This is a genomic window from Tenacibaculum sp. HL-MS23, assembly GCF_032463465.1.
In the GTDB taxonomy this organism is placed as follows: Bacteria; Bacteroidota; Bacteroidia; order Flavobacteriales; family Flavobacteriaceae; genus Polaribacter; species Polaribacter bernardetii.
In genome coordinates this window covers 1713280-1727364 of record NZ_CP135989.1, presented here as the reverse complement: position 1 = coordinate 1727364, position 14085 = coordinate 1713280, and the positions used below count along the sequence as shown (strand labels likewise).

18 protein-coding genes are annotated in these 14085 nt (G+C 31.8%); 6 read left to right on the top strand and 12 right to left on the bottom strand.

Translation table 11 applies throughout. From position 1 onward, the window contains the following. Positions 1-4: 4 nt before the first annotated feature. The 5 genes from RRF68_RS08130 to RRF68_RS08110 all read right to left on the bottom strand — a co-directional run bounded on the left by RRF68_RS08130 (position 5) and on the right by RRF68_RS08110 (position 2982). On the bottom strand, positions 5-646 hold the full coding sequence (locus RRF68_RS08130) for an O-methyltransferase (protein WP_218771629.1): 642 nt from the start codon (positions 644-646) through the stop codon (positions 5-7). 82 nt (positions 647-728) lie between these two features. Further along, the gene (locus RRF68_RS08125; RefSeq protein ID WP_218771628.1) at positions 729-989 is read right to left on the bottom strand and encodes a hypothetical protein; all 261 of its coding nucleotides are present in this window, start codon (positions 987-989) and stop codon (positions 729-731) included. A 6-nt stretch (positions 990-995) separates the two neighbouring features. Next, a complete protein-coding gene (locus RRF68_RS08120) occupies positions 996-1568 on the bottom strand; it encodes a sigma-70 family RNA polymerase sigma factor (protein WP_275314981.1) in 573 nt (190 codons plus the stop codon). A 15-nt stretch (positions 1569-1583) separates the two neighbouring features. Next, a complete protein-coding gene (locus tag RRF68_RS08115; RefSeq protein WP_315944033.1) occupies positions 1584-2507 on the bottom strand; it encodes a hypothetical protein in 924 nt (307 codons plus the stop codon). A gap of 1 nt (position 2508) precedes the next feature. Beyond that, on the bottom strand, positions 2509-2982 hold the full coding sequence (locus RRF68_RS08110) for a nuclear transport factor 2 family protein (RefSeq protein ID WP_315944032.1): 474 nt from the start codon (positions 2980-2982) through the stop codon (positions 2509-2511). 171 nt (positions 2983-3153) lie between these two features. Between RRF68_RS08110 and panB the strand changes: the two genes are divergently transcribed. The 5 genes from panB to RRF68_RS08085 are packed head-to-tail and all read left to right on the top strand — an operon-like array spanning position 3154 to position 6173. Continuing rightward, the gene (panB, locus tag RRF68_RS08105; protein WP_275314977.1) at positions 3154-3972 is read left to right on the top strand and encodes a 3-methyl-2-oxobutanoate hydroxymethyltransferase; all 819 of its coding nucleotides are present in this window, start codon (positions 3154-3156) and stop codon (positions 3970-3972) included. Positions 3973-4018: 46 nt separating this feature from the next. Next, positions 4019-4996, top strand: coding sequence for a 2-hydroxyacid dehydrogenase (locus RRF68_RS08100; RefSeq protein ID WP_315944031.1), 978 nt, complete (start codon positions 4019-4021; stop codon positions 4994-4996). 25 nt (positions 4997-5021) lie between these two features. Further along, a complete protein-coding gene (locus RRF68_RS08095; RefSeq protein WP_315944030.1) occupies positions 5022-5480 on the top strand; it encodes a DUF1801 domain-containing protein in 459 nt (152 codons plus the stop codon). After that, a complete protein-coding gene (locus RRF68_RS08090) occupies positions 5480-5869 on the top strand; it encodes a VOC family protein (RefSeq protein WP_315944029.1) in 390 nt (129 codons plus the stop codon). Before RRF68_RS08095 ends, RRF68_RS08090 begins: the two co-directional genes overlap by 1 nt. Positions 5870-5903: 34 nt before the next feature. Beyond that, positions 5904-6173, top strand: coding sequence for a TM2 domain-containing protein (locus RRF68_RS08085; protein ID WP_218771620.1), 270 nt, complete (start codon positions 5904-5906; stop codon positions 6171-6173). Between the two features lie 84 nt (positions 6174-6257). Here the strand turns inward: RRF68_RS08085 and bioB are convergent, their stop codons facing one another. The 4 genes from bioB to RRF68_RS08065 all read right to left on the bottom strand — a co-directional run bounded on the left by bioB (position 6258) and on the right by RRF68_RS08065 (position 11069). Beyond that, positions 6258-7358 carry a biotin synthase BioB gene (gene bioB, locus RRF68_RS08080; protein ID WP_218771619.1) on the bottom strand — a complete coding sequence of 367 codons (1101 nt, stop codon included), beginning with the start codon at positions 7356-7358 and terminating at the stop codon, positions 6258-6260. A 510-nt stretch (positions 7359-7868) separates the two neighbouring features. After that, positions 7869-9287: a flotillin family protein gene (locus RRF68_RS08075; RefSeq protein WP_315944028.1), complete on the bottom strand. Its 1419-nt coding sequence runs from the start codon at positions 9285-9287 to the stop codon at positions 7869-7871. 9 nt (positions 9288-9296) lie between these two features. Beyond that, positions 9297-9869: a hypothetical protein gene (locus RRF68_RS08070; RefSeq protein ID WP_315944027.1), complete on the bottom strand. Its 573-nt coding sequence runs from the start codon at positions 9867-9869 to the stop codon at positions 9297-9299. A gap of 57 nt (positions 9870-9926) precedes the next feature. Beyond that, positions 9927-11069 (bottom strand): beta-ketoacyl synthase N-terminal-like domain-containing protein, encoded by a 1143-nt coding sequence (locus RRF68_RS08065; protein ID WP_315944026.1) that lies wholly within the window; start codon positions 11067-11069, stop codon positions 9927-9929. A 66-nt stretch (positions 11070-11135) separates the two neighbouring features. On the opposite strand from RRF68_RS08065, the gene RRF68_RS08060 reads away from it, so the two are divergent. Next, positions 11136-11603 (top strand): cytochrome c oxidase assembly factor Coa1 family protein, encoded by a 468-nt coding sequence (locus RRF68_RS08060; protein ID WP_315944025.1) that lies wholly within the window; start codon positions 11136-11138, stop codon positions 11601-11603. Here the strand turns inward: RRF68_RS08060 and bioA are convergent. The 3 genes from bioA to RRF68_RS08045 all read right to left on the bottom strand — a co-directional run bounded on the left by bioA (position 11589) and on the right by RRF68_RS08045 (position 14079). After that, the gene (gene bioA, locus RRF68_RS08055; protein WP_315944024.1) at positions 11589-12854 is read right to left on the bottom strand and encodes an adenosylmethionine--8-amino-7-oxononanoate transaminase; all 1266 of its coding nucleotides are present in this window, start codon (positions 12852-12854) and stop codon (positions 11589-11591) included. The genes RRF68_RS08060 and bioA overlap by 15 nt on opposite strands. Before the next feature lie 229 nt (positions 12855-13083). Further along, on the bottom strand, positions 13084-13701 hold the full coding sequence (bioD, locus tag RRF68_RS08050) for a dethiobiotin synthase (protein ID WP_275314967.1): 618 nt from the start codon (positions 13699-13701) through the stop codon (positions 13084-13086). Further along, positions 13702-14079 (bottom strand): DUF2007 domain-containing protein, encoded by a 378-nt coding sequence (locus RRF68_RS08045; RefSeq protein WP_275314966.1) that lies wholly within the window; start codon positions 14077-14079, stop codon positions 13702-13704. Positions 14080-14085 lie beyond the last annotated feature (6 nt).

Below are 14085 nucleotides of genomic sequence, written 5' to 3'. Positions count from 1 at the left end.
AAAATTATTTAACTCTACTTATTGTTAAGCCATCTCTTATCGGCAATAAAACAGTTTCTAAGCGGCTATCTTCATTAAGCTTCTTATTATATTCTAAAAGAATTTTAGTGTCAATATCTTTGGGGTTTAATTCTTCAACTACCTTTCCACTCCAAAGTACATTGTCAGATAAAATAACACCACCGCTATTCATTTTCTCAATAATTAAATCGAAATAATTTAGATAATTTGATTTATCAGCGTCAATAAAAACCAAATCGAATTTAGTGTCTAAAGTCGGGATAATATCAATTGCATTTCCAATATATTGATGGATCTGATTTTTGTAATCTGATTTTTGAAAATAAGTAGTTTGTAGCTCTTCTAATTCTTCATTCTTATCAATAGTATAAAGATTTCCATTTTTTGCTAAACCTTCAGCTAAAGACAGTGCAGAATAGCCCGTGTAAGTACCAATTTCTAAAATAGACTTCGGGTTAATTAATTTTGAAATCATCGATAATACTCTTCCTTGAAAAGCACCGCTTAACATTCTAGGGTTTAATACTTTTTGCCAAGTTTCTTTAGTTAATTCTTGTAATATTTTTGGCTCTTGCTGTGAGTGATTAACAACATAAGTATCAATTTTTTCAGGAAGAAAATGCATGCTTTTATTTTTTGGTTCAAAGGTATAAAAAAACGGAACTCATTATAAAATAAATTCCGTTTCAATCTTAAAAACAATTGTATCAATTTAACTGACGTAATTTTTCTTTAAGTATGTCTTTATCTTGGTTTGATAAACACTTTGTTTCACTTTTACAATTAGCAGCTTTCATTTTAAAAAGATCAGACATTTTACTATTTTGCGTAGTATATGTTTTGCATATTTTACAAACTATTAGGTGCCAATTAAGCTGTATTTTTTCATAAAATGATGCTTCTCCATATTGTGCTTTATCACAAATTGTAGTTGCTTCATTACATGTTAATTTAAATTTTTTAAACATTACCTCTTACTTGTTAAACCAATTTGTTTCCATACAGCTCCTTAACTGCGTTCTTGCTCTGTGGATGATTACCCATAAATTTGACGGAGTGATATTTAGTTCCTTACAAATTTCCTCAGTCTCAAATTCTTGTATGGTTTTCATTCTGAAAACCATAGCATATTTTTCCGGTAATTTATCTATACAGCTATCTAATTGAGATTTCAATTCAACGTTTTCAATACTTTTATCAATCTCATTATCCCAAGATTGTGGTACACGTTCTTCTATCCAATCTCCTTCATTTTCACCATTTTCATAAAAATTCATCCTAACTTCAGCTTGTCCTTTTTTAGAATTTATTTTTCGATAATGATCTATCACTTTTCTTTTTAATATAGAAACCAACCAAGTTCTTTCACTAGCTTTACCTTTAAAATTTTTAGCAGATTTAAGTCCAGCAAAAAAAGTTTCTTGAACTAAATCTTTAGCGATATTAGAATCATTTACACGTGCAACAGCATAATTAAATAAATAATCAGCATAAGCATCTACCCAGTTATTTGGAGATAAAGTGTTGGATTTGTTTGTTTGGTTCATTGCCCCAAATATAAGTTATTTTTTATTTAATGAAACCTCATATATTCTGCTTAATCCATTAGCGTTACTATTTATAAAATTAATGGTTTCTTTCATCGTTTTTCTTGATTTAAAGCTTTTTGGGATCGTATTTTTACTTGTAGTGTAGTATAGCATATTAGTGTTTGAGTCAACAAACGGACAGTAATCTAATTTTTTACTATTAATTTCTTTTCCTAAATGTTTTGCAGGCAACCAATTGTTATTATTATCTTTTCTACTGATGTATAAATCGCCTTGACCTAAATCGTCTTTTCTTCCGTACGATGTAAATATAATATAGCTTTCATCTGGAGCTACAAAAGCATTGAATTCATATTTTTCTGAATTTACATTAGTACTTAATGAAACAGGTGTTGTATATTTATTATCAATAAACCTACTTACATAAATGTCTTCTTTTCTCTTAGTACTGTCATAAGAAGCAGTAAAAAATAAATCGCCATTATTTGTAACCGACGGATAAAATTCATCCGCTACAGTATTAATTACTTCGCCAACGTTTATAGGTTTAGACCAGTCATCAGTTATTGATTTCCTTACAACATACCAAATATCAATATCTTTTTTAATTTCATTTGAAGTATTATTTTTTCTGTTGGAAGCAAAAAATAATCTTAATCCATCTGGTGATAAAAAAGGTTCTAAATCTTTATATTTCCCTGAAAAAGCTACCGTTTTAGGTTCAGTCCACAAATTATTTATTTTTTTTGAAAATGCTATAAATGAGTACTCTTTAGTATAACTTTCTACAGTAAAATAAAATTCATCACCAGTATTATTTAGAGAAAAATCCCTAACATTAGGTAATCCGTTAAATAATTTAGGTAAGAACATTTTAGCCTCTTGAGCATTGATGTTTTGAAAAAGTAATAAAAAGATAATTACTATTTTTTTCATTTTATTTTTTTAAAGATTTGCAGTCGTTTTTTCGTCTCATATCTACCAAGTAAATTATCTTCCATTTTCCGTTATCATTGAATAATTGAAAAGAGTTTGCGCCACAATGGCTAAATTTATCATTTAAATAAAATTCATAAGGAATCCAAACAGAAGCTAAATTACCATCAATATGAATTTGCCAAGAAAGAATTTTTTCTAAATAAGTATGTTCACTTTTTTTATTCGCAATTCCTATTAGTAATTTTTCTCTACTATTGGTTACTAATTTTTTATTTTCCTCTTTATCCGAAAAAGTAGTCTGTATTTTAATTGTTGAATGTAAGGTTGAACTAACTAAAGTACTATCACCCTGATGAAGTCCGTCAAAAAAAGTTTCAATAGTCTTTTTTATAGCGATGTTTTCTGTGGTGTTTTGGGCGTTAACAACGGTAGTAAGAATAAAAATAATAAATAGTGTAATTATCTTAGGCATGATAGTTTGGCTTTTAAAAAAGTGAAATTATTAAAAACGAACTCAGTTATAATATAATTAACAGAAGATTAACGACTTCTGTAAATATTATCTAATCTCTTAGGAACTTAAATTTAAGAGATAATTCAAGCGAATAATTGCGTATTTTTACAATCAAGAAAATTTAAAACAATGTCAGTAGCTAAAAAACAATATAAAAGAGTAACAACGAAGTCTTTAGTGGATATGAAAGCAAACGGAGAAAAAATCTCTATGCTAACTGCTTATGATTATACGATGGCAAAAATTGTAGACGGAGCGGGAATTGACGTTATTTTGGTAGGTGATTCGGCATCAAACGTAATGGCGGGACATGAAACAACCTTGCCTATCACTTTAGATCAAATGATTTATCATGCAAGTTCTGTGGTAAGAGCTATTGAGCGTTGTTTAGTGGTGGTAGATTTACCTTTTGGTAGTTACCAATCAGATCCTAAAGAAGCATTGCGTTCTGCCATTAGAATCATGAAAGAGTCGGGAGGGCATTCAATAAAATTAGAAGGTGGTAAAGAGGTAAAAGATTCTATCAAACGTATTTTAAATGCGGGTATTCCGGTAATGGGACATTTAGGATTAACACCTCAATCTATCTATAAATTCGGAACCTATACAGTAAGAGCAAAAGAAGAGGAAGAAGCAGAACAATTAATAAAAGATGCTTTAATGTTAGAAAGAATAGGGTGCTTTGCGCTTGTTTTAGAGAAAGTGCCAGCTGGTTTGGCTAAAAAAGTAGCAGACGCGCTTACAATACCTGTTATTGGTATTGGAGCCGGAGCCGGAGTAGATGGACAAGTATTAGTTACCCATGATATGATTGGAATGACGCATGAATTTAATCCGCGTTTTTTACGTAGGTATTTAGATTTATACTCAGAAATGACAGGTGCTTTTCAAAATTATATAGCCGATGTGAAATCGCAAGATTTCCCTAGCGAAAAAGAACAATATTAAACTGAAAAGTCTTCTGAAAAGAAGGCTTTTTTTTATCAGATAAAAAATGAAAATACTTCACTTAGATTCAAATCACCCTTTGTTATTAGAGCAATTAAATAATGCAGGTTTTACGAATGAAGAAGATTATAAGTCTACAAAATCAGAAATTGAAGCCAAAATTCATCGCTATGACGGAATCATCATCCGAAGTAGATTTTCTATTGATGCTACTTTTTTAGATAAAGCAACCAATCTTAAGTTTATTGGTAGAGTAGGTGCTGGTTTAGAAAATATAGATTGTGACTATGCCGAGAAAAAAGGCGTGTATTTAATTTCGGCTCCCGAAGGAAACAGAAATGCCGTTGGTGAGCATACTTTGGGAATGTTATTATCACTTTTTAATAAGTTGAATAAAGCAGATAAAGAAGTTAGAAATGGTAAATGGTTGCGAGAAGAAAATCGCGGAATTGAACTCGACGGAAAAACAGTTGGTTTAATTGGCTATGGTAATATGGGTAAATCTTTTGCAAAAAAACTTCGTGGTTTTGATGTAGATGTAATCTGTTACGATATTAAACCCAATGTTGGTGATGAAAATTGTAAGCAAGTTTCATTAAAAGAATTGCAAGAAAAAGCAACTGTTTTGAGTTTGCATACTCCACAAACAGCTTTAACGATGAACATGGTTAATGCTGATTTTATCAATGCTTTTTCGAATCCTTTTTGGTTCTTAAATACTGCAAGAGGAAAATCGGTAGTTACTGCCGATTTAGTGGATGCTTTAAAATCGTGTAAAATATTAGGTGCAGGCTTAGATGTTTTAGAATACGAAAAAAAGTCATTCGAAAATTTATTTCAAAAAAATGTAATAACTAATAGGTCATCTCGAGCGGAGTCGAGAGACGAAATGCCAGAAGCATTTAAATATTTAATAAAATCAGAAAATGTATTGCTTTCTCCACATGTAGCAGGCTGGACAGTTGAAAGTAAAGAAAAACTAGCACAAACAATTGTAGATAAAATAAAATCAAAATTTTGTTAACTTGTAGCTTTTAAAATCAGATAGCATGAAATACGAAGCCAATTCACCTGAAGAATATATTGCACAAGTTCCTGAAGAGCGACAAGCAGTTCTAGAAAAATTACGAAATACTATTAAAAACAATCTTCCGCAAGGTTTTGAAGAAGGTATGAGTTATAATATGATTGGCTATTATGTACCGCATGCTCTATATTTAGATGGTTATCATTGTGACCCTAAATTACCACTGCCGTTTATAAGTATTGCTTCACAGAAAAATTCAATCAATTTATATCATATGGGTTTGTATGCTAAACAGGAATTATACGATTGGTTTGTTGCTGAATATCCGAAGCATTGTAAACGTAAATTAGATATGGGTAAAAGTTGTATTCGATTCAAGAAAATAGAAGAAATTCCGTTTGATTTAATCAAAGAACTCTGTACAAAAATGACCGTTAAAGAATGGATTGCTATTTATGAATCAGCTATAAAAAAGAAATAATGAAAAAAGGTAAAGTTTTAGGAATAGGTGGTGTGTTTTTTAAAACCGAAAACGTATCAGAAACCAAAGATTGGTATAAAAACAACTTAGGTTTTAATACAGATGATTGGGGTTGTACTTTTTGGTGGAAAGATAACGAGGGAAAAAAAGCATCTACACAATGGAGTCCGTTTACAAAAGACACTAAACATTTTCAGCCATCAGATAAAGATTTTATGTTTAACTATCGCGTAGAAAATTTAGTAGAATTATTAGAAGAGCTAAAAACAAAAGGAGTGAAGGTTTTAGGCAAGATAGAAGAGTATGATTATGGTAAGTTTGGTTGGATTATAGATTTAGACGGAAATAAAATTGAACTTTGGGAGCCAAAAGACGAAGCTTTTTTATAAATTCGGCATCAACTAATTATTAAAAACAAAAAAAATGAATGTAATTGATGAAAATGGAAAACCAGTTCCAACTCAAGAAAGTAAACGAATTTTAGCAGGTATTCTAGCAATAGTAATTGGATCATTAGGTATTCATAAATTTATCTTAGGGTATACAAAAGAAGGTATTATTCAAGTTGTATTAACGTTTGTAACTTGTGGTTTTGCTTCTTTAGTGCCTTTTATAGAAGGAATTATCTATTTAACAAAATCTGATGAAGAGTTTATTCAAACATACCAAGTAAACCAAAAAGGTTGGTTTTAATCTAAAAAAGAAACACTTTATTTAGATTATAAAAAATAAAAAGCGCCAATATTGGCGCTTTTTTATGTTTAATGAAAATTGTAATTATTTTTTTCTAAAAGCTAAAGCTTCTTGCTTTTTTTCTTCATTACGCTCAATTTTATGGTCAGGTCTTGTCCATTTAGGTTTTTCACCTAAGTTTTCAAATTTAGAATCTTTTGCTTCAACCGATTGTGGTTGTACTTTTTTAGTAAATGGTTTTTGAGGATTCATTCCTAGCATTTCAAACATTTTCATGTCTTCATTTACATCAGGATTCGGAGTTGTAAGTAACTTATCACCTGCAAAAATAGAATTTGCTCCTGCAAAGAAACACATTGCTTGTCCTTCTCTACTCATTTGTGTTCTTCCTGCAGATAAACGTACTTGCGTTTCTGGTAAAACAATACGTGTAGTAGCTACCATACGCACCATATCCCAAATTTCTACAGGCTTTTCATCTTCTAACGGAGTTCCTTCAACAGCAACTAGTGCGTTAATTGGTGTAGATTCTGGTTGCGGATCTAAAGTAGATAAAGCAACTAACATTCCTGCTCTATCTGCTGCGTTTTCTCCCATTCCAATAATTCCACCCGAACAAACCGTTACGTTTGTTTTACGAACATTGCTAATCGTATCTAAACGATCTTGGTAACCACGTGTAGAAATTACTTCCTTATAATATTCTTCCGATGAATCTAAATTGTGATTATAGGCATATAAACCAGCTTCAGCCAAACGTTGTGCCTGATTTTCGGTAACCATACCTAAAGTACAACAAACCTCCATATCTAGCTTGTTAATGGTTCTTACCATGTCTAAAACTTGGTCAAATTCTGGTCCGTCTTTTACGTTTCTCCAAGCAGCTCCCATACAAACACGAGAACTTCCGCCCGATTTTGCTCTTAAAGCCTGTGCTTTTACTTGTTGAACCGACATTAAATCGTTTCCGTCAACATTGGTGTGGTAACGTGCCGCTTGCGGACAGTATCCACAATCTTCAGAACAGCCACCAGTTTTTATAGATAACAGTGTAGAAACCTGCACCACATTAGGATCATGACTTTTTCTATGCACCGTTGCAGCTTCATATAAAAGCTCCATCATCGGTTTGTTATATATCTCAAGAACTTCTTCTTTCGTCCAATTATGTCTTACTTCACTCATAAATTCAAGTTGTTTGTGTTGTCAAAAATAAAAAAACTAATTGGCTTTTTATTTCTTTTTAGAAGCTATTTCCTGCTTTCGCTACTCGCTTTTTTTAAAAAAATAAAAAAGAGCTCAAACAAACCGCTCTATCAGGGCTAAACTTGTTTGTAAAGAGAGAGTAATTTCTATGTATTAATAGTTAACCTCTATTCTTTAATTGTCAAATCGAGCGGAGTCGAGATTGTTTTAAGCTTAACGAGTTCTCGATTCCGCTCGAACAGACAATTAATAGATCGTGTTTTGATAATAATATCTAAGTCAACCTGAACTTGTTTTAGGTTCTCATAATGAGTCAACACTGTTTGTTGTAAAGATGCGATTCTGAAATAAATTCAGAATGACGCGCTTGTATCGAGTTCTGAATCAAAACAGTTATTTATTAACTATTTTTATCCGTAGAAAGTAAAGAATTGCTAAAAACAAAAATTCCGCTATGAAAGCGGAATTTTATATTTATTATTTTAAAGTTTAAGAAGGCGAATTATCTTCTTTAGCTTCTTCAATATTTTTAGAAGCTGAGTCTTTACCTTTAAGATATTCTGGTAATTCCATACCAGCCATATTAAACATTTCTTGTAAAGGTGGTACTGCTTTGTACATTCCAGAAATAAAGTTAGACGTTGATGATTTACCGTCTTTTCCGCCACCGTTTTCCCAAACAGTAATTTTATCAATCTTAATATTTTTAATAGCTTCGGCTTGTGTTTTAACCAGTTCTGGTAATTTATCAGCAATTAAAAGTAAAACGGCGTCTTTAGAGCTATTACCAGCTGCTTTTACAACCTGATCTAAACCAGCTGCTTGCTTTGTTAAAACTTCATACAAACCTTGTGCTTCCGCTTGTGCTTTAAATAAAATGGCATCGGCTTCACCTTTTGCAATTCTTCTAATATTTTCAGCTTTTGCTTCCGCATCAATTTCAACTTTTCTTTTATCAATTTCGGCAGGAACAATAATATCTGCTAATTGAGAAGAGCGTTCTCTTTCTGCCCTAGCAACTTCTGCATCTTGCTCTGCAGCATACGATTCTTTTAATGCGTTTGCTGTTTGTACTTTTTCTGATGCAATTGCGGTACGTTCTGCTTCTGCTTCACGCTGTCTACGTAAAGAATCTGAATTAGCTACGGCAATCTTTGCTGTGTTTTCTCCTTCTACAGCTTTTGCATTTGCAGCAGCTACCTGACTTCTTTCGTCTTGTACGGCATTTGCTTCACCAATAGAACCATCTCTTGTTTTTTCGGCAACAGATTTACGAGCGGCGTTAATTGCATGTGCAGCGGCTTCTTTACCTAAAGCTTCAATATAGCCAGATTCATCAACAATATCTGTAATGTTTACGTTGATTAATTTTAATCCTACTTTCTTTAATTCTGTTTCTACAGACTGAGAAATATTGGTTAAAAACTTATCTCTATCATTGTTAATTTCTTCTATATCCATAGAAGCAACAACTAAACGTAACTGACCAAAAATAATTTCTTGCGCCAAATCTTGAATACTATCTTGATCTAAACCTAACAATCTTTCTGCAGCATTCTGCATAATTCCTGGCTCTGTAGAAACTCCAATTGTAAATCTACTTGGTACATTTACACGAATATTTTGTTTAGAAAGTGCGTTTACTAAATTTACTTCTATCGAAATAGGTGTTAAATCTAAAAATTGATAATCTTGAATTACCGGAAAAATAAATGCGGCTCCACCATGAATACATTTTGCCGATTGGCCACCACCAACTTTACCATAAACTACTAAAATTCTATCCGAAGGACATCTTTTATAGCGTTTAATTAGAGTGATAAATAAGATAAAAATAAATAGAATCGCAATAATGATTCCGATAGGTCCTGCAAACCCATCAATTTGTAATAATGTTCCTTTTAGCATAGTCAATTTTTATTTTTGAGGTTCAATAATTAAGAATCCGTTTGGTGTTACTTCAATTACTTTTATCACGGTTCCTTGTAATAAATCAGTATCGTGATTAGTTAAAGCGTCTAATTCTCTTAATGAGTTTTGTACTTTAATGTGTACTTTTCCTATTTTAGATTTTTTAGCTCCTACAGTTAAATACACTTCGCCAATAGCGTTTAGTGCATTTTTCATTTTTAAAGTTCCGCTAGAAGTTAATTTACTGATGTAGTAAAATAATGCAGCCATGGCTGTCATCATTAATAATCCACAGAAAATAGAAATAAATAAGGTAATACCTTTTGAGTTTCCTGCATCGATACTTGCAATTCCGCTCCATCCAAAAATGGTGAAAAAAGCAACCATGTTTTTAAAGGTGAAAAATTGAAATCCGGCACCAGTATCGGCATCTATTTCAGCATCAACATCACCTATATCATCAGTATCAGCTCCCACAAAAGTACTTATAAGAACAAATAAAAATATTATGGTTGAAGCAATTGTAACAACCCAATACATTTTCTGAAAAGAAGTTAATTCATTAAACCATTCCATCATAAAGCAATTATTTTAATAAGTTACTAAAAGTAAATAAATTGACTGAAAGAAGCACTATTATTTCGTCAATAAAACAGAAACGGCATTCCCGCCAAAACCAACTGCATTTACTAATACTTTAGTTATTTTTTTTGGTTGATTTTGTTTTTTTGCAAACGGAACTTCAATTGCTTTTTGATATTGCAATATAAAGACGGCTAATTCTAAACTAAGTAAGCCAGAAGTACCGAAAGTATGCCCTACTTTCCACTTATTAGTAGTTAAGAAAGGTGTTTTGTTACTAAAAACTTTTTGGATGGCGTTAATTTCTGATGAATCTCCTTTAATAGTTCCTGGTGCGTGCATTACAATAACATCAATTTCATCAGGAGAAATTGTACCTAAAGCCATTTTCATAGATTTCTGAAAACAATCTGCATTTGCGGTAACCGAAGTGTTGTGTTTTAAAACTTCTGTAGCATAACCTACACCTTTAATAAGTGCAACTGCATTTTCTTGAACTCCTTTTTCTAAACAAAAAACGGCTGCAGCTTCTCCTAAAACCATCGTGTTTCGTTTCTTTTCTAAATCAAAAGCTTTACACGGATATTCATCAGCTTCTTTCGAGTACACTTTTAACGCTTGCATTTGGGCAATCGTAAAATTAGTTAAAGAAGCTTCACTAGCACCAATCATAAATTTTTCTGACATGCCTGATTGTAACCAAGCAACGCCGTTTAACAAAGAGTGCAATCCTGTAGAGCAGGTTATTGAATGTGAAATTTCTGGTCCGTTACTTTGTAAATCATGGGCAATCCAAGAAGAAATATTTCCTAATGTAGTGGTTGGCGAACTTAAGGTTGAGGATTTACCGGTTTCTAAAAATTCTTTGTGATATTTTTCAAATAAAGAAGTTGCTCCTCGTGATGAACCAATGTTAATTCCGAAGTTATCTTCAGAATTCCAATTCGTTTTTTCAATAGCCTTTCTTGCTACATACAAAGTATATATAACCGAATCGTCTAAGTTTTTATACTTATTATCTGAACTTCTTATTTCGGCAATAGCAAGTCTATCTTGTTGATTCAAGCTACCTGTCCAAACGTTTTCTTTTAACCTTAAGAAATGTTTTGTATTTAAATAGTTTTCCCAAATTTGCTCAGGAGTACTTCCTAAAGCAGAAACGGAAGCAAAAGAGGTAATAGAAATTGGTTCTTTCAACGTATTAAAGTTTTCACAAAAATAATGGTAAAATCAAGCATTACGAAATAAATAAATATTTATATTGTGAAAAAAAGAGAACAAATGGAAGTGCAAGAACAAAAAAGTTGGTTTGGTAGAAATTGGGGTTGGGTAGTGCCTGTTGGTGGTTGTGGCTGCGGATGTATCGGACTTATTTTATTATTTGTTTTTGGTATTGGCGCTGCGTTTTTTGGTATATCAGAAATGATTACAAATGCTACGCCTGTAGAGTATGCTATAGAACAAGCTTCTAAGAATAAAGAAGTACTTCGTTATTTAGGAGAACCAATTGAAAAATACGGAATTCCATCAGGAAATATATCAATAAATAATGATGAAGGAGATGTTGATTTCTTAATTCCGATTTCGGGACCAAGCGGAAAAGGAACATTAATTATTCGAGGAATAAGAACTAATGGCGAATGGATTTATGAAGATTTATATGTGCGTATTAAAGAAACACAAAAAGAAATAAATTTATTAGTTAAAGAAAAGGTTTTAGAAGATATCTAAAACCTTTTCGATAGTGGTGTATACTTTTTGTAACTGCTCTTTTGTAATTACATAAGGCGGTTGAATATAAATGGTATTTCCTAACGGACGTAAAAACACGCCGTCATTCATAAAGTGTTTTAATAATTGGTCTCGTAAAGTACCGTAACGATTCGCATTGGTTTTTAAATCGATTGCTAAAATTACACCTTTAGTTCTTGTAGTTGTTACTTTTGGGTGCTTTTTAATACGTTCTTCAAACGTTTTGTGAGAAGTTATAATAGTTTGAATGCTTTCTTGAATTTCTTTAGATTGTAGTAATTCGATACTAGCCAAAGCAGCGCTACAAGCAATAGGATTTGCTGAATAGGTGTGGCAATGAAAAAAACCTTTTGCAATATCATTGCTTAAAAAAGTACTATAAATTTCTTCAGTACAAGAGGTAATTGCCATTGGCACTAAACCAGCAGTTAAAGCTTTACTTAAACAAATAATATCTGGTTTTGTAGCAACTTCATCCGAAGCAAAATGATTTCCTGTTTTTCCGAAGCCAGTCATCACTTCATCAGCAATCATTAAAATATTATTTTCTTTGCAGAAATTTAAAATCTCGTTTAAATCTTCTGCTTCATGAATTTTCATTCCGGCAGCACCTTGCACTAAAGGTTCGTAAATAAAGCCGGCGATATCATTTTTGACAACGATTTTTTCTAACTGATTTAAAATTTCTTGATTGTTTTTTCCATTCGGAATAGGAATACGCTCAATATCCATTAAAAAATCTTCAAACGGCCCGTTGTAAGCCGATAAGCCAGAAACCGACATGGCACCGAAAGTATCACCATGAAAACCATCTTCAAAAGCAATGAAAGTAGTTCGTTTTTCGCCTTTATTAAAATAGTATTGCAATGCCATTTTAATAGCCGCTTCTACAGCTGTTGATCCGTTATCGTTAAAGAAAATTCTATTTTGATTATCAGGAAGAATTTTAATCAATTCTTCGGATAATTTCACAGCAGGTTCGTGTGTAAAATCACTAAACATTATTTGATCTAATGTTTGCATTTGTTGGTAAACACGACTCGTAATAAAATCGTTACAATGCCCAAACATACAAGTATACCAAGATGAAATAGCATCGATATATTCATTGCCATTTTCATCAGTTAAAATACATCCTTTGGCTTTTACAATTCCTAAACTATCTGGATGTGTTTGGTGTTGTTTTAACGGATGCCACAAATGCTTTTTATCTCTTTCTTGAAGTGTCATTTTTTATTTTTTCTTTATACTGATAATAAGTTTAATACTAAATTAGCAAGTATACTTCTTTTTATTATACGACCCTGAAACAAGTTCAGGGTGACGTTATGTTGGTATTTGTGTCTAATTTATTATATGTTTCGTCATGCTGAACTTGTTTCAGCATCGCATCAAGTTAACTAGTTGTAAATATAACTTTGCTTCGCTATTCAACCAAGAAATAAGTTCAGTGTGGCGTTTATAAATTCAATAGCTTTTCTTTAAAAAGCTCGGCGTATTCTCTAACTACATTTTTATCAAAATAAGGTTCCTCATCTATGCGCCCGATTACAGAAACGTTCGTCATATTTTTGATGATTTCTTCTGTTGTTTTATGTTCATTTCCAGAGAAAATAATCGCAATATCAAAACCTTTTTCTTTTAATAGATTCACTGTTAATAAGGTATGGTTAATGCTCCCTAAATAATGACGAGAAACAATAATTACTTTATAATCGGGTTTGATAATATCTAAAATGGTATCCGAATTATTTAACGGAACTAATAATCCGCCAGCGCCTTCTATAACTAAATTGTTATCAGTTTTAGGAGCTGTTATTTTTGATAATTCAACAGTAATTCCGTCTATTTCTGCAGCTGCATGCGGACTCATAGGGGTGTTTAATGCATAAGAGTTTGGGTGAATTATAGTTGTAGAGTTAGAAATTAGTTGTTCAATTTTATGTGAATCAGAATTGTCTAATTCACCCGCTTGTATTGGTTTCCAATAATCAGCTTCTAGTGCCTCAGTTATAATAGCTGATGCTATAGTTTTTCCTACTTCAGTAGAAATTCCGGTAATAAAATATTTTTTCATTTAAAAGATTGTTTTACAATCATTACAAATTAATTTTCTGCTTTCAAAAAAAGGAAACAACATATAAAAAAAGCTTTTTCGTTGTGGTGGAGCAACTAGTATTTTAGAAGAATTGCAGTTTGCACAGTGAATAGTGTTTCCGTTTTTATCTTTTTTATATACTCTAATTTCATTGTAAATTATTAGTGCTTTTTCTAAATCATCATTATGTACTAATAGTTTTACTCCGCCTATTGCTTGACTTATTAAAGGATCAGAATCAATCGTCTTTTCATCCATCAATAAAGTTCTGATGTTATCTGAGTCTAATTTAGATTTAACAAGATGAGCTTCAGTAGAATATTCAAAAACAGTTAAAATAGTATAGTTGTCTCTCATAAGTTT